Origin of the sequence: Buttiauxella sp. B2 (genome assembly GCF_006376615.1) — a bacterium.
In the GTDB taxonomy this organism is placed as follows: Bacteria; Pseudomonadota; Gammaproteobacteria; order Enterobacterales; family Enterobacteriaceae; genus Buttiauxella.
In genome coordinates this window covers 593,256-610,761 of record NZ_VEXQ01000001.1, presented here as the reverse complement: position 1 = coordinate 610,761, position 17,506 = coordinate 593,256, and the positions used below count along the sequence as shown (strand labels likewise).

At 48.1% G+C, this 17,506-nt stretch carries 23 protein-coding genes and 1 tRNA gene; 8 read left to right on the top strand and 16 right to left on the bottom strand.

What is annotated here, in order from left to right; translation table 11 throughout:
- Window positions 1–9 precede the first annotated feature (9 nt).
- The 3 genes from FH968_RS03120 to FH968_RS24145 form a co-directional block, all read right to left on the bottom strand.
- Window positions 10–85: transfer RNA gene (locus FH968_RS03120), tRNA-Asn, on the bottom strand.
- A 100-nt stretch (window positions 86–185) separates the two neighbouring features.
- Window positions 186–983, bottom strand: a complete 798-nt coding sequence (gene mtfA, locus FH968_RS03115; protein WP_139877164.1) for a DgsA anti-repressor MtfA — start codon at window positions 981–983, stop codon at window positions 186–188.
- A gap of 277 nt (window positions 984–1,260) precedes the next feature.
- Window positions 1,261–1,359, bottom strand: coding sequence for a porin (locus FH968_RS24145; protein ID WP_223271275.1), 99 nt, complete (start codon window positions 1,357–1,359; stop codon window positions 1,261–1,263).
- 464 nt (window positions 1,360–1,823) lie between these two features.
- Between FH968_RS24145 and drpB the strand changes: the two genes are divergently transcribed.
- The 4 genes from drpB to FH968_RS03090 all read left to right on the top strand — a co-directional run bounded on the left by drpB (window position 1,824) and on the right by FH968_RS03090 (window position 4,921).
- Window positions 1,824–2,060 (top strand): cell division protein DrpB, encoded by a 237-nt coding sequence (drpB, locus tag FH968_RS03105; RefSeq protein ID WP_139877279.1) that lies wholly within the window; start codon window positions 1,824–1,826, stop codon window positions 2,058–2,060.
- 103 nt (window positions 2,061–2,163) lie between these two features.
- On the top strand, window positions 2,164–2,868 hold the full coding sequence (locus FH968_RS03100) for a phosphohydrolase (RefSeq protein WP_139877161.1): 705 nt from the start codon (window positions 2,164–2,166) through the stop codon (window positions 2,866–2,868).
- Window positions 2,869–2,966: 98 nt separating this feature from the next.
- The gene (locus FH968_RS03095) at window positions 2,967–4,385 is read left to right on the top strand and encodes a DNA cytosine methyltransferase (protein WP_139877277.1); all 1,419 of its coding nucleotides are present in this window, start codon (window positions 2,967–2,969) and stop codon (window positions 4,383–4,385) included.
- Between the two features lie 35 nt (window positions 4,386–4,420).
- On the top strand, window positions 4,421–4,921 hold the full coding sequence (locus FH968_RS03090) for a very short patch repair endonuclease (protein ID WP_139877159.1): 501 nt from the start codon (window positions 4,421–4,423) through the stop codon (window positions 4,919–4,921).
- Here FH968_RS03090 and yedA read toward each other — a convergent pair whose 3' ends face one another.
- A complete protein-coding gene (gene yedA / locus FH968_RS03085; RefSeq protein ID WP_139877156.1) occupies window positions 4,922–5,839 on the bottom strand; it encodes a drug/metabolite exporter YedA in 918 nt (305 codons plus the stop codon). It lies immediately after the preceding gene.
- Window positions 5,840–6,003: 164 nt separating this feature from the next.
- Here yedA and FH968_RS03080 point away from each other — a divergent pair, with 164 nt between their 5' ends.
- The 3 genes from FH968_RS03080 (at window position 6,004) to dgcQ (ending at window position 9,092) form a co-directional block, all read left to right on the top strand.
- Complete coding sequence (locus tag FH968_RS03080) at window positions 6,004–6,927, top strand: DUF808 domain-containing protein (protein WP_370451456.1); 924 nt, start codon at window positions 6,004–6,006, stop codon at window positions 6,925–6,927.
- Between the two features lie 92 nt (window positions 6,928–7,019).
- Window positions 7,020–7,199 carry a YodC family protein gene (locus tag FH968_RS03075; protein WP_139877150.1) on the top strand — a complete coding sequence of 60 codons (180 nt, stop codon included), beginning with the start codon at window positions 7,020–7,022 and terminating at the stop codon, window positions 7,197–7,199.
- Between the two features lie 216 nt (window positions 7,200–7,415).
- Entirely contained in the window at window positions 7,416–9,092 is a 1,677-nt protein-coding gene (gene dgcQ, locus FH968_RS03070; protein ID WP_139877148.1) for a cellulose biosynthesis regulator diguanylate cyclase DgcQ, read from the top strand.
- 7 nt (window positions 9,093–9,099) lie between these two features.
- Here dgcQ and FH968_RS03065 read toward each other — a convergent pair whose 3' ends face one another.
- Both FH968_RS03065 and yodD read right to left on the bottom strand, forming a co-directional pair.
- Window positions 9,100–9,915, bottom strand: coding sequence for a mannosyl-3-phosphoglycerate phosphatase-related protein (locus FH968_RS03065; protein WP_139877145.1), 816 nt, complete (start codon window positions 9,913–9,915; stop codon window positions 9,100–9,102).
- 313 nt (window positions 9,916–10,228) lie between these two features.
- Window positions 10,229–10,450, bottom strand: a complete 222-nt coding sequence (gene yodD, locus FH968_RS03060) for a YodD family peroxide/acid resistance protein (RefSeq protein ID WP_139877143.1) — start codon at window positions 10,448–10,450, stop codon at window positions 10,229–10,231.
- Between the two features lie 135 nt (window positions 10,451–10,585).
- Between yodD and dsrB the strand changes: the two genes are divergently transcribed.
- Window positions 10,586–10,774 carry a protein DsrB gene (gene dsrB / locus FH968_RS03055; RefSeq protein WP_034496365.1) on the top strand — a complete coding sequence of 63 codons (189 nt, stop codon included), beginning with the start codon at window positions 10,586–10,588 and terminating at the stop codon, window positions 10,772–10,774.
- Window positions 10,775–10,829: 55 nt separating this feature from the next.
- Here the strand turns inward: dsrB and rcsA are convergent, their stop codons facing one another.
- The 10 genes from rcsA to fliJ form a co-directional block, all read right to left on the bottom strand.
- Window positions 10,830–11,453, bottom strand: coding sequence for a transcriptional regulator RcsA (rcsA, locus tag FH968_RS03050; RefSeq protein WP_139877141.1), 624 nt, complete (start codon window positions 11,451–11,453; stop codon window positions 10,830–10,832).
- Window positions 11,454–11,663: 210 nt separating this feature from the next.
- Window positions 11,664–12,449: a flagellar biosynthetic protein FliR gene (gene fliR / locus FH968_RS03045; RefSeq protein WP_139877138.1), complete on the bottom strand. Its 786-nt coding sequence runs from the start codon at window positions 12,447–12,449 to the stop codon at window positions 11,664–11,666.
- Complete coding sequence (gene fliQ / locus FH968_RS03040) at window positions 12,446–12,715, bottom strand: flagellar biosynthesis protein FliQ (protein ID WP_034458225.1); 270 nt, start codon at window positions 12,713–12,715, stop codon at window positions 12,446–12,448. Before fliQ ends, fliR begins: the two co-directional genes overlap by 4 nt.
- 11 nt (window positions 12,716–12,726) lie before the next feature.
- Complete coding sequence (fliP, locus tag FH968_RS03035; protein WP_139877135.1) at window positions 12,727–13,464, bottom strand: flagellar type III secretion system pore protein FliP; 738 nt, start codon at window positions 13,462–13,464, stop codon at window positions 12,727–12,729.
- Window positions 13,464–13,841 carry a flagellar biosynthetic protein FliO gene (gene fliO, locus FH968_RS03030; RefSeq protein ID WP_139877132.1) on the bottom strand — a complete coding sequence of 126 codons (378 nt, stop codon included), beginning with the start codon at window positions 13,839–13,841 and terminating at the stop codon, window positions 13,464–13,466. Before fliO ends, fliP begins: the two co-directional genes overlap by 1 nt.
- 4 nt (window positions 13,842–13,845) lie before the next feature.
- Complete coding sequence (gene fliN / locus FH968_RS03025; RefSeq protein ID WP_139877130.1) at window positions 13,846–14,256, bottom strand: flagellar motor switch protein FliN; 411 nt, start codon at window positions 14,254–14,256, stop codon at window positions 13,846–13,848.
- Window positions 14,253–15,257 carry a flagellar motor switch protein FliM gene (gene fliM, locus FH968_RS03020; protein ID WP_139877127.1) on the bottom strand — a complete coding sequence of 335 codons (1,005 nt, stop codon included), beginning with the start codon at window positions 15,255–15,257 and terminating at the stop codon, window positions 14,253–14,255. Before fliM ends, fliN begins: the two co-directional genes overlap by 4 nt.
- Before the next feature lie 4 nt (window positions 15,258–15,261).
- Window positions 15,262–15,729 carry a flagellar basal body-associated protein FliL gene (gene fliL, locus FH968_RS03015; protein ID WP_139877125.1) on the bottom strand — a complete coding sequence of 156 codons (468 nt, stop codon included), beginning with the start codon at window positions 15,727–15,729 and terminating at the stop codon, window positions 15,262–15,264.
- 124 nt (window positions 15,730–15,853) lie between these two features.
- On the bottom strand, window positions 15,854–17,062 hold the full coding sequence (locus FH968_RS03010; RefSeq protein WP_139877123.1) for a flagellar hook-length control protein FliK: 1,209 nt from the start codon (window positions 17,060–17,062) through the stop codon (window positions 15,854–15,856).
- Window positions 17,059–17,502 carry a flagellar export protein FliJ gene (fliJ, locus tag FH968_RS03005; RefSeq protein WP_139877120.1) on the bottom strand — a complete coding sequence of 148 codons (444 nt, stop codon included), beginning with the start codon at window positions 17,500–17,502 and terminating at the stop codon, window positions 17,059–17,061. Before fliJ ends, FH968_RS03010 begins: the two co-directional genes overlap by 4 nt.
- Between the last annotated feature and the right edge of the window lie 4 nt (window positions 17,503–17,506).

The window sequence follows — 17,506 nt, the reverse complement described above, 5'->3', positions numbered from 1 at the left end:
TTTCGAATTTGGCTCCTCTGACTGGACTCGAACCAGTGACATACGGATTAACAGTCCGCCGTTCTACCGACTGAACTACAGAGGAATCGTTTGAACGAGGCAAATAGTAACGTCACGTTCAAAAAGAGTCAATGACAAAAATAACACATTGATTCAAATGATTAAATTAAACCCAACTTGTTGAATTAGTGCACCGTTTTTCCACTGGATACGGCAGTGTTTTTACTCTCACGCAACCGTGACAACGGATCCTGGCCATAGAACTGGCAAAAACGTTGATAAAGTGAAGGGAAGCGCGGGGCGAAAAGCTCGGGCGCACTGAAAAAATACTCGGATAACACGGCAAAACATTCTGCCGGTTCGGATGCCGCGTAAGCATCAATGCTGGCGGCATTTTCGCCTACCATGTCAATTTCATCCTGGATATTACTCATTGCGGCGTGGAGATCGTGTTCCCAACCTGCAACTTCGCGTAACGCTATCAACGGAATGCCACTGGCACGATCGCCATTGCGCGAATCCAGTTTATGAGCCACTTCGTGAAACACCAGGTTAAATCCGGAAGCGTCAAAAGAGTCTTGTACATCAAGCCAGTTAAGAATAATGGGGCCTTGTTGCCAGCTTTGCCCGGACTGCACGACGCGCTGGTGATGCACCAGACCAATATCGTCTTCCCATTCATCGTCTACCACAAACGGGGCAGGGTAGATGAGGATTTCATGGAAACCATCCAGCCACTCGAGACCCAGCTCAAGCACCGGCAGGCAGAACAACAATGCGATGCGTGCGCTTTTCAGGTCATCAAGTTCGAACCCTTGTAAAGGCACCAGACGTTTTTGCTGTAAAAAGCGATCGGCAAGGCGAACCAGTTTTTCTTGCTCAACGGGAGTGAGCGTTGACAGTACAGGAATAGCTAAAGCATGTTCCCACGGCAAAGCCGTGACAGCAGATGAATCACTTGATTTCCAGGGCCACTTAATCATGTTACTCGCTCGCAAAGTCATCTCTTGAACGGAAAACTACTATACCGTGACTGTGAAAATGCCGCACTAATGTGGCACATGGCAGCGACCTGAGCAGGACCGCCCGAGAAGACGATTGCATCGCATTCTCTGTGACATTATTCAAACACTTACCGCAAAACCTTTCAACGACGCGGGTCACAGGTTACGTGGGTCGATATGAATTATTTTAATTTTGAATAGTTTTAAGCGGAGTATTTGAAGCGTGAATGTGCGTCATGGATAGACGTCATAGTCATCATCCCACAGAAACGTTATCCATCAGCTTCTTACCTTCTGATTGCAGATAAGAAACTTCTGGGCACTGGCCGAATTCGAACTGATATTGTACCGCAATGCTTAAACCATCTGCCTGGCCGTATAAATCTACTTTATTGCCGTATTTATATATTCATTTGAATCGCCATTTTAATTTACATTTTATATATGAATGTTATACGTTGATATTTTATTTTAACGCGTGTGAATATAATTTCATGTTTAGTGATACACTAGGTTGAATATATATTTTTATTTTCTGGTGAAGTGGTAGTGATATTTATCGTCTCTTTATAACATATTAATATTTAACGAAATGACATAATTAATAATGAGTGGTGCACAAATAACCAAATGTTGATTTTTTGTGTATTCGATAAGGGAATAGTGTGAAATTTAATTAATTTAGGAATTATCCGAATTAAAAGATCAGTTTTCATGCTGTTAAAAAACAACAAAAATGTGATAAAAATCACATATCAAGAGATGGCTTACCCGTCGCTTCACACTAGCTAATTAACTGGAATATTTATGTCAGACGTTATGGACACGAAACCAACTCGTACACCGGGTGGAAAATTGGCTCTGTGGTTGTTTTATGGATTTTGCCTGTACATCGTTTGGGCGGTTTTGCGTTATTTTTGGGTTGTTAGCAGCGTCACCGGTGGGGATATGGGCTCGCTTGGTGGAAAATTGCTGGGTGCATTTATGGGATTGCTGGTCTTAGGATCGGTAGCAGCATTGTTAGGTTGGCTTGCCTGGTATACGCGTGCCAGATAAATTAATCGTGCCAATGTAGACTCTTGTCAGGGCTAAACTTGCTAATTTTGTGATCTTGTACTCATATTAAGTACCGGGTCCAGCTGCGAAATGAGGAGTACGTATGCCGATAGCCCACTGGCAAGAGCGTTTTGAAGAGTATTTGCATCACCACTGGTTACAGGATGATAAAGCGCATGACGTTGCTCATTTTCGTCGCGTGTGGAAAACATCACAGCAAATCATGGAAACCACAGAGGCTGACCGCCTGGTCGTGTTAACTGCGTGTTATTTCCACGATGTCGTCAATTTGCCGAAGAACCATCCCGAAAGACATCTCGCGTCTACCCAGGCCGCACAAGAAACACTGCGTATTCTTGACGTTCACTTTCCTGATTTTCCTCACCCGTTATACGATGCTGTCGCTCACGCGGTACGTGCTCATAGCTACAGTGCCGGGATTGCACCTCAGACACTGGAAGCGAAAATTGTACAGGATGCTGATCGCCTGGAATCATTGGGCGCTATCGGTTTAGCGCGTGTTTTCTATACTTCCGGGGCGTTAGGGCGACCACTTTTTGATAGTGAAGATCCCCTGGCTCGTAGCCGTGAACTGGATGATACGACCTATGCCCTGGACCATTTTCAGAAAAAACTTCTCAAACTACCAGACACCATGCAAACCGAAGCCGGGCGGAAACTTGCTCGTTACAACGCAGATTTTTTAGTGAATTACATGGCTAAGCTGTGTGCTGAACTAAAAGGTGACTACTGCGGTATTGAGCGTGATGTCGTACAACAATTCTCCTCTCAAAAGCTTATCCCTTAAAATTAAAGAGATACCCGCAGCGCTTGCGGGTAGTTCTGTTTTTCTCTGGGTCAAATCAGTGATAGAGTGACACTCTATTCTCCCTAAAATGGTTCATGATGAACGACTTCGACGCAATTGCCGAACAACTCTCACAGCAATCTCTCCGCCAGCAGCAACTCCAGTTAGAAGAAGACTATGCGCTAGTGAGCCGCATTCTGGAAATCTATGACCAGAAAACAGTGGCACTTCACTTACGTCAGGTTAGCGGTGACTGGACACGTGAGTCGCTCAATCGTTGGTTTAATCGTAAATCGTCTCCGCGTACGCTAACTCCAGCTGAAAGCGAAATGCTACAAAACATGCTGCCACCACCGCCTGCGTATCATGGGAAATATGCGTTTAAGTTCGTCGATTTGTTTGCCGGAATTGGGGGGATTCGTAGCGGGTTCGAAGCGATTGGCGGGCAATGCGTCTTTACCAGTGAATGGAATAAGCATGCAGTGCGCACCTATAAAGCTAACTGGTACTGCTGCCCGGAAAATCATCAGTTCAATCAGGATATTCGCGATGTGACGCTAAGTCATCGCAACGATATTAATGATGATGAGGCTACCGCTCATATTCAGGCAGCCATGCCGGATCACGATGTGCTGCTGGCGGGTTTCCCATGCCAACCGTTTTCGCTGGCTGGCGTGTCGAAGAAAAATGCATTAGGTCGGGCACATGGTTTTGCTTGTGAAACGCAGGGCACTTTGTTCTTCGATGTTGCTCGCATTATTGATGCGAAACGCCCGGCAATTTTTGTTCTCGAAAACGTTAAAAACCTAAAAAGCCATGATAAAGGCAACACCTTCCGCATTATTATGGAAACGTTGGACAGTCTGGGTTATGAAGTTGCTGATGCGGCGATAATGGGGGCCGGAGATCCGAAAATTATCGACGGTAAGCACTTCCTGCCACAACATCGTGAACGTATCGTGCTGGTAGGTTTCCGCCGCGATCTCAATCTGCATAAAGACTTCACACTGCGTAATCTCAGTGAGTTATATCCGCAACGCCGCCCAACTTTTGGTGAATTACTGGACCCGACGGTTGATAACAAATATATCCTGACGCCGACGCTCTGGAAGTACCTCTACTATTACGCCAAAAAGCACCAGGCGAAGGGCAATGGGTTTGGCTTTGGTCTGGTTGACCCTAAAAATCCGGCGAGTGTGGCCCGCACGTTGTCAGCACGTTATTACAAAGATGGTGCTGAAATACTCATCGACAGAGGCTGGGACAAAGAACTCGGTGAAGCAGACTTTGATAATGCGGATAATCAGCTGCAACGTCCGCGACGTTTAACGCCGCGAGAATGTGCGCGTTTAATGGGGTTTGAAGCCGTGCAGGGCAATGCCTTCCGTATACCGGTCTCGGATACTCAGGCTTATCGGCAGTTTGGTAATTCGGTAGTGGTGCCTGCGTTTGCAGCCGTAGCAAAATTACTGGAGCCAACAATCAAACTGGCTGCTAAAAAACGCATGGCAAAGTAGCAGTTATGGCAATATTCACTCTATAAGGCGGGGCGATGGTCGATGTGCACAGTAAGGCAGTTCGCAGTAAAAACATGCGAGCGATTGCTACGCGCGATACTGCCATCGAGAAACGGTTGGCGGGGCTATTGAATGAGTGTGGGTTCACTTTCCGCGTGCAAGATGTCTCGCTTGCCGGACGCCCGGATTTTGTTATTGATGAGCATCGCTGCGTTATTTTCGCGCACGGATGTTTCTGGCATCATCATCACTGCTATTTATTCAAGGTGCCTGCAACCCGCACCGAGTTTTGGCTCGAGAAAATCGGCAAAAATGTTGAGCGTGATAAGCGTGATATACAACGTTTATTAAGTGAAGGCTGGCGAGTGCTTTTGGTGTGGGAATGCGCACTGCGCGGGCGTGAAAAACTCAGTCATAATGCACTTTGCGAGCGGTTGGAAGAGTGGGTTTGTAGCGGTGGGAAACACGCACAAATAGATAGTTTGGGAATACATGCGTTAAATGATAACGGGTGGCAAGCGCCACCCATTAGTTGATTACTTCTCGATTTCACACGCGGTCACTACCGGCTTTGGGGGCAGCAGATATTTCCCGAGCGTGACCAGTACAACGGCAAAAATAATGACGCCGAGCGCCAGCCATTCCACAGGTGACAAACTCTCTCCGGCAAAACCAGTACCCAACAACACCGCAACCACCGGGTTAACGTAGGCGTAGCTGGTGGCCACCGCCGGCGCGACATTCCGAATAAGATACATATATGCGCTGATCGCAATAATCGAACCGAATAAAGACAGATAAGCCACGGCCATAAAACCTGCGGGCGTAGGCATTGCGGTAAGGCGCTCACCTGTTAATGCCGAAGCGGCCAGCAGAACAATGCCCGCCGCGAGCATTTCCACAGCACCCGCCATTAAACCCGTTGGTAATTCGATACGTGACCCATAAACCGAACCAAACGCCCAGCTTAACGAACCAATCAGAATCAGCAGCGCCCCCCACGGATTGCCACTCAGATTACCGCCACTATTAAGCAGCACGATACCGGCAAGGCCAATGGCGATGCCGAGCCATTCCAGTTTGCGGGTTTGAATACCGAACATACGGCTAAAGCACAAGGTAAAGAGCGGCACTGTCGCCACCATCACGGCAGCAATGCCGGATGGAACATGCTGATGTTCTGCAACAGTCACAAAGCCATTGCCGACTGCCAGTAATAGCACACCAATCAGTGCTGCGTTAAGCATTGGGCGCAGGGCTGGTAATTTATGGCCCCGCAGCAGCAAAACAGTCATCAACAGCACACCCGCTACCATAAATCTTACGCCAGCCATCATAAATGGCGGCCAGCTTTTCACGCCGACGGCGATGGCAAAATAAGTTGATCCCCAGATGATGTATAACGCAAACAAAGCAGCAACCAACGGCAGCAATTGACCCGAACGAACGCGCATGTTTCCTCACGACCTTTTAGCAATAATGCTAATAGTTAACGTCAAAACTATCTTTCTGGCGAGGTTTTTACTTGTATGCAGAATGTTAATTTTTATTGACATATGACTTTGATTTTCTGAAGCCGACTTTTGTTCCATACTAATAAGCATACAAACAAAGAAGGATGCTTATTTTGGCTGGAAGTAGCTTATTAACGTTGCTGGATGATATCGCCACCTTACTGGATGATATTTCGATGATGGGAAAACTGGCGGCGAAGAAAACGGCAGGGGTGCTTGGCGATGACCTGTCACTCAACGCACAGCAAGTTTCCGGCGTACGGGCCAATCGCGAATTACCGGTAGTCTGGAGTGTTGCGAAAGGTTCATTTCTGAATAAATTGATCCTCGTCCCTCTGGCGCTGGTGATCAGTGCTTTTGCGCCATGGGCCATTACGCCCTTATTAATGATTGGCGGTGCATTTCTTTGTTATGAAGGCGTAGAGAAAGTGGTTCATAGCCTTCATGCCCGTAAGCACAAAGAAACGCCTGAGGTTCGACAACAACGACTGGACGATATTGCCGCTCAGGATCCGTTGGTTTATGAACGCGATAAAGTTAAAGGGGCGATTCGCACGGACTTTATTCTTTCAGCGGAGATCATCGCAATAACATTAGGCATTGTGGCGCAAGCCCCGTTACTCAATCAGGTGCTGGTGTTATCCGGGATAGCAATAGTTGTCACAGTGGGAGTTTATGGTCTGGTGGGGATTATCGTTAAGCTCGACGATCTCGGTTATTGGCTGGTAGAAAAACCCGCAGCTATCACGCGTGGTATCGGTAAAGGGTTATTAGTACTGGCACCGTGGTTGATGAAATTCCTGTCCGTCGTCGGAACGTTGGCGATGTTTTTGGTCGGCGGCGGCATTCTGGTGCATGGCATTCCTGTGCTACATCACGCCATCGAAAACTGGGCGCAACAGATGGGCGGTGTTGTTCATTTACTCGGGCCGACAGTGGCTAACCTGGTTATCGGTTTTATTATCGGCGCGATTGTTCTGGTTATCGTTAACGGCATAAATCGCCTGCGTGGGAACGCTGCACACTAATAATTTTCATAAATTTGCACTATTGACCAGGCAAAACGGTCACTCATTGACTATAACTGTAGAAGTTTTCACCCCTGATACAGGAGGCAGTTATGGTCTTTGTGGTCAGCGATGAAGTCCAGCCTAAAACTGGTGGCCCAAGGATGATTGTTACCGGGTTTTCCAGCGGTATGGTGGAGTGTCGTTGGTATGATGGTTATGGTGTAAAGCGCGAGGCTTTCCGAGAGGATGATTTAGCCCCATTGGCAACAGGGGGAAGCTCGCCAGGATAAGCGTAAATGCCCGGTCAATGACTGGGCATTTTTACTTTCTGAATGCAACAGTAGGGTAATTAATATAATTGCCATAAATATATTTACCCTTAGGAATTGTCTTGGGGGGTAATGTACAATTTTGCCGATAAAAATGAGTTCATGCTCTTGCGGCCATCGCGGATACGGCAAGTGTGATTTGATTTCGGGTCATTGCGGTTTTCAGGGAGAGTGTGAGTGTTTGGCAATGCAATTCAACGCGTGATCGGTCGCTTCAGAAGCCCGCAGAAAATCGTTAATATTTGTTTTATAGCGGTGTTTGTTTTTTCTACGATGCTGACCTGGCGCGAAGTCGTGGTGCTTGAAAGTGCCTATGTTGCTAACCAACGTAATAGCCTGAATAACGTTGCCACTTTGCTTGACCGACAGCTTCAGCACAATGTTGACAGTTTGCTGTTTTATCGCAATGCGATGCACTATGCGCTGGAATCCCCTATATCGACCGACAAAATCCGCAACGCACTGGCGGAGTTTGATGTTTTGCGTACCAAACCTTTTTGGCAATTACGCCCGGATTTATCTCGCGGCTTGCCAATGAATGGCGTTTCGGATGAATTTGTAAACAACATCCCATTGCTCGAACGTGATAAACAAACCATTCACTCCGAATTAAGCTCGGTACTCGAGTTAAGCTATATCATGCGTTTATCTGATAACGGGCGAACGTTGCCGCGACGCATATTCTATACGTCGCGAAGCGGGTTTTTTCTGACGAGCACGCCGCCGCCCAATGACCCGCAAATTACGTCACTTTATAACCGTCTGATAGCCCAGCCATACTTTTCTGCACAGTCACCGGAAAACAACCCAACACGCGCGTTGAAATGGACACACACCTTTAATCCCAACAGCCCTAACGGACAGATAGTTACCGCTGCGGTACCGCTGGATTTTAACAATCGTTGGTATGGCGTATTAGCACTCGATTTCCCAATCGACTCATTGCACAGTTTTTTACAGCGAGCCAGGTATGACGATCATGACGGCACCGTACTGCTTTACGACAATGAGTTAAATCCAATCGTGGGCACCCGTGAGAAGTTGCCAGAACATACGTTATTCACCGCTCCTCAATTGGCGAAAATTGCCAATGCTGTGACGGGAGCAACGCGGGGGGAGCAGGGGGAATTACGCATGGATACCCGCTTTATCACCTGGGCGAAGCTAGATACCTTCGATGGCTTGCTAATAAAAGTGCATACCCTTGAAGAAGGGGTTCAGGGTGAGTTCGGCCGTATCAGTATTGTACTCAGCATTCTGTGGGCGTTGTTTTCGTTAATGCTCATTGTTTCATGGGTAGTGATTCGTCGCCTGGTTAATAACATGTTTACGCTGCAAAAAACGCTAACCAGACGGGCAAATTACGACACCTTAACCCGGCTATATAATCGTGGTGCTTTCTTCGATATTGCTCGCAAACTCTCGAAAGAATGCCAGCTACGAGGTCAACCTTTCTCTGTCATTCAGATGGATCTCGATCTCTTCAAAAGTATCAATGACCGGTTTGGTCACAGCAGTGGCGACAAAGTTTTGGCTCATGCGGCAGCGATGCTTAGCGACGCGTTTCGCAATGGCGATGTGGCTGGGCGTGTGGGCGGTGAAGAGTTCTGTATCGTATTGCCTGATACGAGTCTGGAAGAGGCGGAGAAAGTGGCTGAACGCATCAGAGTACGCATAAACAGTAGAGAATTGCTGTTAAAGCAAGGTAATACGGTGCGGATCAGCGCTTCATTTGGTGTTAGCAGTGCGTTTGAATTTAACGATTACGATTTTGAGCGGCTGCAATCTTATGCTGATCATCGCTTATATAACGCGAAACAGAATGGGCGCAATCAGGTCTGCAGCAAGGATTAACCCGATGCTACTTAGTGGAAATAAAGTGGTCCAGCCCGTCTTTCCACCCTTCAGGGCCATAGTGCTGGCTGCGGTAGACTCTCTGCGGATTGTCCTTTCGTAACGTCAGTGGTTGGCGGCTGTAGCCTTTTACTATTACGGCGAAATCGACGCTATCAAGTAATGGTGCGTCGCCCGGACTGTCGCCAAGCCCTATCGTGATGCGCGTTTTCCCCTCGCGCTGCTGAAATTGTTGTTGCAACCAATGCAGAGCTTTGTCTTTGCCTGCCTGCATATTCAGCACATGCCAGAACCGCCCGCCTTGCAGTAGCATTAAACCCAGGGTTGCGAGCTGGTCGCTAAACGCCGTCATCATTTCGTCGCTATCACGCCAGATTAACGTTTCGGAGGCTTCACTAAATCGGGCAAGATTGGCCTGTTTACGCGTAAGCCCCGTTAACTCACAAAGCGTGTTTTCATCGACGTCGGTAAAACAGGTGAATTTGAAGCCAAATTTCTGACGCAGTTTTTCAAGAATGGAAAACAGCTCTTCATGTCGCATCCCCGTCAAAAGGCGAGGGTACTCCTCACTATCACTCCACCGCGCATCAAGTTGAATCACTGCTCCATTTTCGGCAATAAACGCCTGCCCCGTTAGCGAAAACTCATTCTGCCAGTCAATGATTTCAGCGGCACTTTTGGCACTACACAAAATGAGCGGGATCTCGTGTTGGCGCAAAACACTAATCCACGGGCTTGCCGCCTCCCAACGATAAGTGTGATGGTCCAGCAGCGTGCCATCAAGATCTGAAACGATTAATAACGGATCGAGCAGATGCGGCATGGATTTCCTCCTGAGACTCAGACTGGCCAGGTTGGTTAGGAATAATCTTAATTAAAATAATGGGTTAATCATAATGAGCATTCACGTGAGAATCGACGCGCCGCGACAGGCAGGGAATTGCGGTGAATCGGGTATTCGGCTTTTTCATTTTTTAAATATTCATAGTGTGAATATTTCATTGTTTTGAAATAAATCTGAGGTATGGTGAAAGCACATCAGATTTCCTGATGTAACGAATTTTTCAAGTGCTTCTTGCTTACGCAAGTTTCATCCCGGCTTTCTTGCCGGGATGCTTTTCTTTGAGTTGCTCACTTCAGCGGTTCACTTCATTGACACTAAAGTCGTGGATATCCAGTTCAAAGGCTTCCGCAAGTTCAGAATAGGTATGCCATGTGCGGCCGCCAATGCTGACCTGATGGGGATCATCACCATCACTCACACGTGTCACTTCACTTTCGCTAATCTCATTGATGGCCGCCAATAGCGCATCGACATCGATACGTCCGGTTTCATTGAGCTCTTTCGCGGTCTTCATGCCATAGTCCTCCAGGGAGTGTGTACCCGCACCTAAGTATAGACGCTTAACAAAATGCCTGGGGTTACGCATCATCCGATGCGAATGAGTCGTTTTTGATCTACACTGGCACAAAGAAACTGGAGGATTTTTGTTATGAATATCAACGATCGCGTCACAGTAAAAACCGATGGTGGCCCGCGTCGGCCAGGCGTGGTGTTAGCTGTCGAGCAATTTAGCGAAGGGACGATGTATCTTGTTTCGCTCGAGGAGTATCCGTTGGGAATCTGGTTCTTTAATGAGTTGGGGCACCCGGACGGCATTTTTGTAGAAAAGACGGCCTGATTAATACCCTCATCCTGCCCTTCGATAGTGTGGGAGGGTGAGGGTGCTATCCTGATTAACGCAAATTCACAAAAATACCGTTGGTCACATTATCGGTTAGACGTACCACATGATAAATCACCTGTTTATTATGTGTTTTTATCTTTCGCTTTATATTCCCTTTATGCGATGACACCGTTTTTGCTTTGATATTCATCTGGTCAGATATCTGAATTGTACCTTGCCCGGACATCCACATTTTAAGCATGCTGGATTCCGTCCGGCTTAATGATAACGTGGGTAAATTAATATGGCCGATGCAGTGCGCATTTTTTGCTAAATATTCGGATAGAATTTCATCCAACGATTCTGGTTTTATTGATTTAGAACTGATAAGCAGATTACTTCGCACTAATAGATATTCATCGAAATGAAGATTGGCTATTGCCATAAAGACCAAAAATAAAGTGCTGGGATGCTGATTAATGATCTGCTTTATTCGCTCGCTGCTATGCGAGTCATGGATGAAACAATCTTCATTAATAAACACCACATTAGGCGTCTGGGATGCACAAGCAAGCGCTAGATCTTCTATCGTCTCCACGTTGGTCATCTGTCGTTTTCGGATGCCACGGCTGGTTAAATAACCTGTTAAACCCAACCGGGTATAACTGCATAAGTCCATAATGATCGTTGACATAACCCCCCACCCGTAATTAAGTATTTTTAGGCGTAATTACTATCCAGTAAAGTTATGTATAATTTGCTAGGAATGTTCCCAAAGTAAAGTGAATGTTACATTATGTGAGGCACCTTAAAGCATATAAGTCGCGCCAGTTGTATCCTGGTGGATGTTATTAAACAAAGCTTTTAGGAATATCCTCAGTAAGGCTATACAAAACGTATGGAATTAATTTGCGGGGATTTCACTCATAATATCGGAGAGTAAATTAAATACTTCACTAAATAGGTGTTCGGCGAATGGAGCCATTAACGGAATTAAGGCGCTCATTACCAACATTCCCACGGCAAGTGTCAGCGGAAAACCAATTACGAACACGGAAAGTTGGGGGGACATACGGTTTAACAGACCCAAAGCGATGTTGAGCGTCAGCAGTAATGTGATAAGTGGAAGTGCCAGCATCAGGCCATTGAGGAAGATTAAACCGGCGGCCCGCGTGAGTGCCATAAACACATTGCTATTGATTGGATTACCACCGATTGGCAAGGTGTGAAATGTGTCGTATAGCATCGAAATTAGCCATAAATGGCCGTTAAAAACCAGAAAAAGCAACATCGCCAGCATGTCCATAAAACGGGCCAATACAGGCATGTTCAGGCGGCTACCAGGGTCAAAGAAGGTGGCGAAAGACAGGCCCATTTGCAAACCAATAATTTCACCCGCGGTACGCACAGCGGCGAAGGCAAATTGCATGGTGAAGCCAAGGGCAATACCAATCAGGATTTGCTGTGCGGCAAGCCAAAAACCGGCCGCTGAGAATATTGTGACACTAGTTGCTGGAAGCGTAGGGGCAATTATCCAGGTAATCATCAGCGCCAGGCCAATTTTTACCTTTTTTGAAATAGACCGTTCACTAAGAATAGGGGCAGTTGAAATCAGGGCCAGGACGCGAATAAATGGCCAGAATCCCATGCTCAGTAAAGTGAGCCACTGCCCGCTATCAATGTGAATCATCCAATGTTCATCGGAATGTTAGTGAGCAGGGTCCGCATGTAATCCAACAGAAGGTTAAGCATCCACGGACCTGCAACGATGATGGTCACAAACACGGCAAGGATTTTTGGGATAAACGAGAGTGTCATTTCGTTTATCTGCGTGGCGGCCTGCAACATACTAATGACCAGGCCTGTAACTAATGCCACCATCAACAACGGGGCGGCGAGCGCCAAAGCCACTTTCATCGCTTCGGTGCCCATCATCATGACCGACTCAGGAGTCATCTTATTGCCCTTTAACTGTAGAAACTTTGTGCCAGCGATCCCACCAGCAATTGCCAGCCATCAACCAACACAAACAGCATTAATTTGAAGGGCAGGGCAATGGTTGCTGGTGGCACCATCATCATCCCCAACGCCATCAGGACGCTTGCGATCACCAGGTCAATAATCAAAAACGGAATGAAAACGGTAAAGCCAATCTGGAATGCTGTTTTCAGCTCACTGGTAACGTATGCGGGTAACAAGATGCGCATCGGTACCACTTCTGGCCCTTCAAGTGGTGGGGTATTTGCTAAACGTGCAAACAGCGCCAGATCTGCTTCACGAGTTTGTCGCAACATGAATTCACGCAGCGGCTTTGAACCTTTCTCCAGCGCTTCATCCATCTGGATTTTGTTTTCGCTAAACGGCTGATAAGCATCGGTATAAATTTTGTCGAATACCGGTGCCATGATGAAAAAGGTCAAAAATAGCGCCAGCCCCAACAACACCTGGTTAGGTGGCGCTGACGGTGTGCCTAATGCACTGCGCAGCAGACCAAAGACGATGATGATGCGAGTGAAGCTGGTCATCATCAGCAAAATTGCCGGCAAAAACGTCAGAGAGGTAATAAATACCAGCGTCTGAATCGGCAACGACCAGCTTTGGCCGCCGTTAGACATTGGCTGGCTGATAAGACCTGGTAGTTGGGCAAAAGCGGTCGGCATAACTAGCAGCAGGCCGAGCAACAATGCGGTGCGCCAACGTTTCATCAATCTTTCCCGTTACGTTTAAGCAGGTTTTTCATCAGACTCTGGAAATCAGCGGGAAGCGTTGGCGACATAACTTCGCTCACCGGTGCGGCTGGTAGTGTATGCAAATGCGTGATTTTACCGGCGGTGACGCCGAGCACCAGACGCGCGTCTTGCACATCGACAATCACAACACGCTCGCGTGGCCCAACGCTGCAACTGGCGCTGACTTTCATTTCTTTGCTGGAACCCGTTTTGGGTGCAAAACCAAAACGTTTTGCCACCCAGGCAGCGAGTAAAATAAAAATGATAATCGCCGTTAATGCACCGCTCACCTGAACAAGTGGGGAGCTGGTGCTGGCAGCCGGTTGCTGCTGTACAGTTGCCTGGGTTTTCATTGGCTTAACGGCTCAGACGACGCATACGTTCAGATGGCGTAATGATGTCAGTGATGCGAACACCGTATTTATCCGCCACCACAACCACTTCGCCCTGAGCAATCAGGTAACCGTTAATCAGAATGTCCAGCGGTTCGCCTGCCAACCCATCCAGCGCAACAACGGAACCTTGCGATAAACGCAGCAGTTCTTTAATCGTCATGCGGGTACGACCCAGTTCCACGGTCAGCTTGACGGGAATGTCCATAATCAGGTCGATATCTTGCATCGCCCCGGCAATGTCATTGCTTTCCAGCGCGCGGAACACGTTGTCGGCAGCACTTTTAGTTGAAACTTTTTGCTCGTTTAGCGCATCAGCCCACAGATCGTCCACGGAGCCTGCATTGTCGTCGGACGGTTCATTAATATCACTCATTTGGGCTGTTCCTCGTTCAGCGAATTCAGTATCGGGTTGATCAAATGTTCGACGCGCAAAGCGTACTGATTGTTAAGCGTGCCGTACTGACTGGTCAGTACCGGAACACCATCAACGTGCGCCAGAATGCGATCCGGCTTATCAATTGGCAGCACATCACCAGGTTTCAATTTTAAGATTTGCGATAAACGCAGCGGAATGTCAGCGAAGTTGGCGATCAGTTCCAGTTCAGAATGCTGCACCTGGCGCACTAACGTATCGCGCCAGCTTTGGTCTTCCTGACGGGAGTTTTCTAGCGGCGGATTCACCAGCAGTTCGCGCAGTGGTTCAATCATGCTAAACGGTAGGCAGATGTTAAATTCACCGGTCAGGTTGCCAATCTCCACATGGAATGGCGTATTTACCACAATGTCATTCGGTGACGTGGTGATGTTGGTAAATTTCACCTGCATTTCGGAACGCACATATTCCACTTCCAATGGATAAATGGCTTTCCATGCGTCGCTATAAGATTCCAGCGCCAGCTTCAACATGCGGTTAATTACGCGCTGTTCGGTATGGGTGAATTCCCGGCCTTCCACTTTGGTTGGGAAACGCCCGTCACCACCAAACAGATTATCAACGGCAATAAAGACCAGGCTTGGTGAAAATACGAACAATCCGGTGCCGCGCAGCGGTTTCAGGTGCATCAAATTGAGGTTGGTGGGCACCGGCAAGTTACGAGCAAATTCGTGATAAGGCTGAATACGAATCGCCCCGACGGTAATATCCGGGCTACGTCGCAACAGGTTAAATAACCCCATACGGAACTGACGGGCAAAACGCTCGTTAATGATCTCCAGCGCTTGCAGACGCTCACGTACCACACGCCGCTGGGTATTAGGATCGTAAGGGCGAATGTTGGTTTCGTTGGCGACACTCGTCGCGGGTTCGTCGGAGTTATCACTGTCGCCATTTAACAGTGCGTCAATTTCGGCCTGAGAAAGAATGCTATCGCCCATGGGGTTATCGCAAAATAAAGGCGGTGTACAGCACGTCGCTGACTACCTGTTGAGGTTGCCCGGCAACAAGCGGCGGTGCCAGCGTATTCTTTATGGCTTCAACCAGCTTCTGTTTGCCTTCATCGGTCGCCAATGAGGCACTATCCTGACGGGAAAACAGCAGCAGTAAGCGACTGCGTATTTCAGGCAGGAACTCGCTCAGACGCTGACGCGTCGCTTCATCTTTCAGGCGCAATGTGACACCAATGTACAATACGCGGTCAGCATCACCGAGGTTCACGGTGAAGGTATCCATTGCGTAAAACACCGGTGCTGGCGGTGGCTCTGGAGCCTTAACCTGAGCGGATGCCGGTTGTTGCTGCATACGCCAGTAGCTGTAACCTGCGGTAGCACACGCAGCAAGAGTAATCAGGACCAGTAACGGCATCCAGATGGAGCGCTTGCGGCCTTTTGGCAAAGCGGTGTCAGTCATAAAACGCATCTTTCCTGTATCGGTACTGCATATTGGATAATTATCCCGTGTCAGGAGGCGTTCAAAGGCCCGATAACAAGGGATATTTGTTGCTACCTTTCTCGTTTAACTTAGGGAACGCATCTCAGGCAAAAATATCCACCGCGTTATTACCCGACGCTAAACGCTGCACGCTGGCAGGAACGACCAGCGCTTCACCGTCTCCCATTGATGGGAAACTGCCAGCTGAACGCTGTGTCTGCGCCTGCTGTTGGCCGGATTGCTGTTGCTGTTGTTGTGCAAAACTTTCGCTGCTGATGCTGCTTTGACCAAGTTGAATACCGCTTTCTGCCAGTGCAGTACGCAAGGTTGGCAACGCAGCTTCCAGAGCAGCACGAACGTGGCTGTGAGCCGAAACCATCTGCAATTGTGCCTGGTTATCGTCAATCTTCATGCTGATTTGAATCTGGCCCAGATCTTCAGGATGCAGACGTAATTCAGCACTTTGCTGGCCCTGGCGGGTGAATAGAGTAATGTGCTGGCTGACAGCCTGTTGCCATTCCTGGCTCCCAAGCTGCGCACTGATTTGTGGTGCGACAGGTACCGCAATCTGCGTTGTTGCTGGTGTAGCAACAGTCGCGCTACTAACAGTTGGCGTCAGAAGTGGGGATGCGGTGCTGGTGTTGTTTGCTGCGGCATCACGGTTGCCGTTGTTTTCCGTATTACTTACGGTAAATGTTTTGACGTCTGCGAGAGGCTCGCCGTTGTTAGGCAGTGCGCTTTTGGCAGCGAGCGCCGCTGTTTTATCTAACGCAGTTGTGTTATCACGTGCGTCATCTGTGAGCGTATTTTTAATACCGCTACTTGAAAGCAGTGATTTCAGATCAACGGAAACACCTTTATCACCATCAGACTGAATATTGAGTGCATTGGTGGCCGGTGTTTGCTGCGGCAACATGGCAAACAACGCGCTTAATGCCTGCATATCGGCATTGCTCAGAGTATGGTCTTGCTCATGCTGAGCTTCAATTTGCGACACTTTCTCGTCGGTGCTGGTTTTCTTCATGTTGGATAACAGCGCAGACAAGGTTTCTGGCGTATCAAGGTTATCCAGCAGTGACGCGAGCGTGGCTTTTTCATCATTCGTGGCTGTGCCTGCCGCAGTAGTTTTGTTGAGCGCCGCTTCGAGTGACATGGTTTTACCATCCGCCAGCGTAAGCTTACCCGGTAGCGCTTTGCCGAGCAGGCTCAGGAAGTCTTCGCTAAAACCTTTATCAGCGGTTATTGAACTACCTGAACCAGATGAACTGCTTGCGACATCAGGAGTAGTTATCATCAGGGGCTGCGTAATCATTCTACTTTCCTCAGTGTTGCCCGCTGGGCATATTCATCCATCTGTTTTTGATCAAGCCGGTTTTCAGCCAGTAACACTTGTACGGCTTTCCGTTCCTGTAACGTGCGCCAGGCCTGTAATCGTTTTTGCTTCTCTTGCCACATATTGAGCGCCTGGTTCACTTTGCCAGTCCACTGCGTTAACTGTAGGCGGTGCTGGTCGATGGCTTTCTCAAGTGTTTGTATAAACTGCTGATAATTCTGCCAACGGTTACTGGCAATGCCCTGGCTCATGCTGTCATTGAGACTGGAGCTGTACTCATACTGATAGTTAATCAGCATGTTGAGTTGTTCTTCTGCCTGCTGAAAGCCACGGCGCATTTCCCCTAAGCGTACTGCCGCATCCTCGACTTCTTTCTGGGCAAGGTCATGCAGGGTATCCAGTGCTGTGCTTTGGTTCATGATG

Excerpts from the sequence above, each read along its gene's own strand:
- fliN (WP_139877130.1), bottom strand. The coding sequence starts at position 14,256 with ATGAGTGATATTAATGAACCGTCCGACGACAATGCAGGCTCCGTGGAC.
- FH968_RS03065 (WP_139877145.1), bottom strand. The coding sequence starts at position 9,915 with ATGCCGCATCTGCTCGATCCGTTATTAATCGTTTCAGATCTTGATGGC.
- fliM (WP_139877127.1), bottom strand. The coding sequence starts at position 15,257 with ATGGGCGATAGCATTCTTTCTCAGGCCGAAATTGACGCACTGTTAAAT.
- FH968_RS03100 (WP_139877161.1), top strand. The coding sequence starts at position 2,164 with ATGCCGATAGCCCACTGGCAAGAGCGTTTTGAAGAGTATTTGCATCAC.
- FH968_RS03095 (WP_139877277.1), top strand. The coding sequence starts at position 2,967 with ATGAACGACTTCGACGCAATTGCCGAACAACTCTCACAGCAATCTCTC.
- fliJ (WP_139877120.1), bottom strand. The coding sequence starts at position 17,502 with ATGAACCAAAGCACAGCACTGGATACCCTGCATGACCTTGCCCAGAAA.
- fliL (WP_139877125.1), bottom strand. The coding sequence starts at position 15,729 with ATGACTGACACCGCTTTGCCAAAAGGCCGCAAGCGCTCCATCTGGATG.
- rcsA (WP_139877141.1), bottom strand. The coding sequence starts at position 11,453 with ATGTCAACGATCATTATGGACTTATGCAGTTATACCCGGTTGGGTTTA.
- dsrB (WP_034496365.1), top strand. The coding sequence starts at position 10,586 with ATGAATATCAACGATCGCGTCACAGTAAAAACCGATGGTGGCCCGCGT.
- fliO (WP_139877132.1), bottom strand. The coding sequence starts at position 13,841 with ATGAAAACCCAGGCAACTGTACAGCAGCAACCGGCTGCCAGCACCAGC.
- yodD (WP_139877143.1), bottom strand. The coding sequence starts at position 10,450 with ATGAAGACCGCGAAAGAGCTCAATGAAACCGGACGTATCGATGTCGAT.
- FH968_RS03090 (WP_139877159.1), top strand. The coding sequence starts at position 4,421 with ATGGTCGATGTGCACAGTAAGGCAGTTCGCAGTAAAAACATGCGAGCG.
- FH968_RS03010 (WP_139877123.1), bottom strand. The coding sequence starts at position 17,062 with ATGATTACGCAGCCCCTGATGATAACTACTCCTGATGTCGCAAGCAGT.
- fliP (WP_139877135.1), bottom strand. The coding sequence starts at position 13,464 with ATGAAACGTTGGCGCACCGCATTGTTGCTCGGCCTGCTGCTAGTTATG.
- mtfA (WP_139877164.1), bottom strand. The coding sequence starts at position 983 with ATGATTAAGTGGCCCTGGAAATCAAGTGATTCATCTGCTGTCACGGCT.
- fliQ (WP_034458225.1), bottom strand. The coding sequence starts at position 12,715 with ATGACTCCTGAGTCGGTCATGATGATGGGCACCGAAGCGATGAAAGTG.
- FH968_RS03075 (WP_139877150.1), top strand. The coding sequence starts at position 7,020 with ATGGTCTTTGTGGTCAGCGATGAAGTCCAGCCTAAAACTGGTGGCCCA.
- drpB (WP_139877279.1), top strand. The coding sequence starts at position 1,824 with ATGGACACGAAACCAACTCGTACACCGGGTGGAAAATTGGCTCTGTGG.
- fliR (WP_139877138.1), bottom strand. The coding sequence starts at position 12,449 with ATGATTCACATTGATAGCGGGCAGTGGCTCACTTTACTGAGCATGGGA.
- yedA (WP_139877156.1), bottom strand. The coding sequence starts at position 5,839 with ATGCGCGTTCGTTCGGGTCAATTGCTGCCGTTGGTTGCTGCTTTGTTT.
- FH968_RS03080 (WP_370451456.1), top strand. The coding sequence starts at position 6,004 with ATGCTTATTTTGGCTGGAAGTAGCTTATTAACGTTGCTGGATGATATC.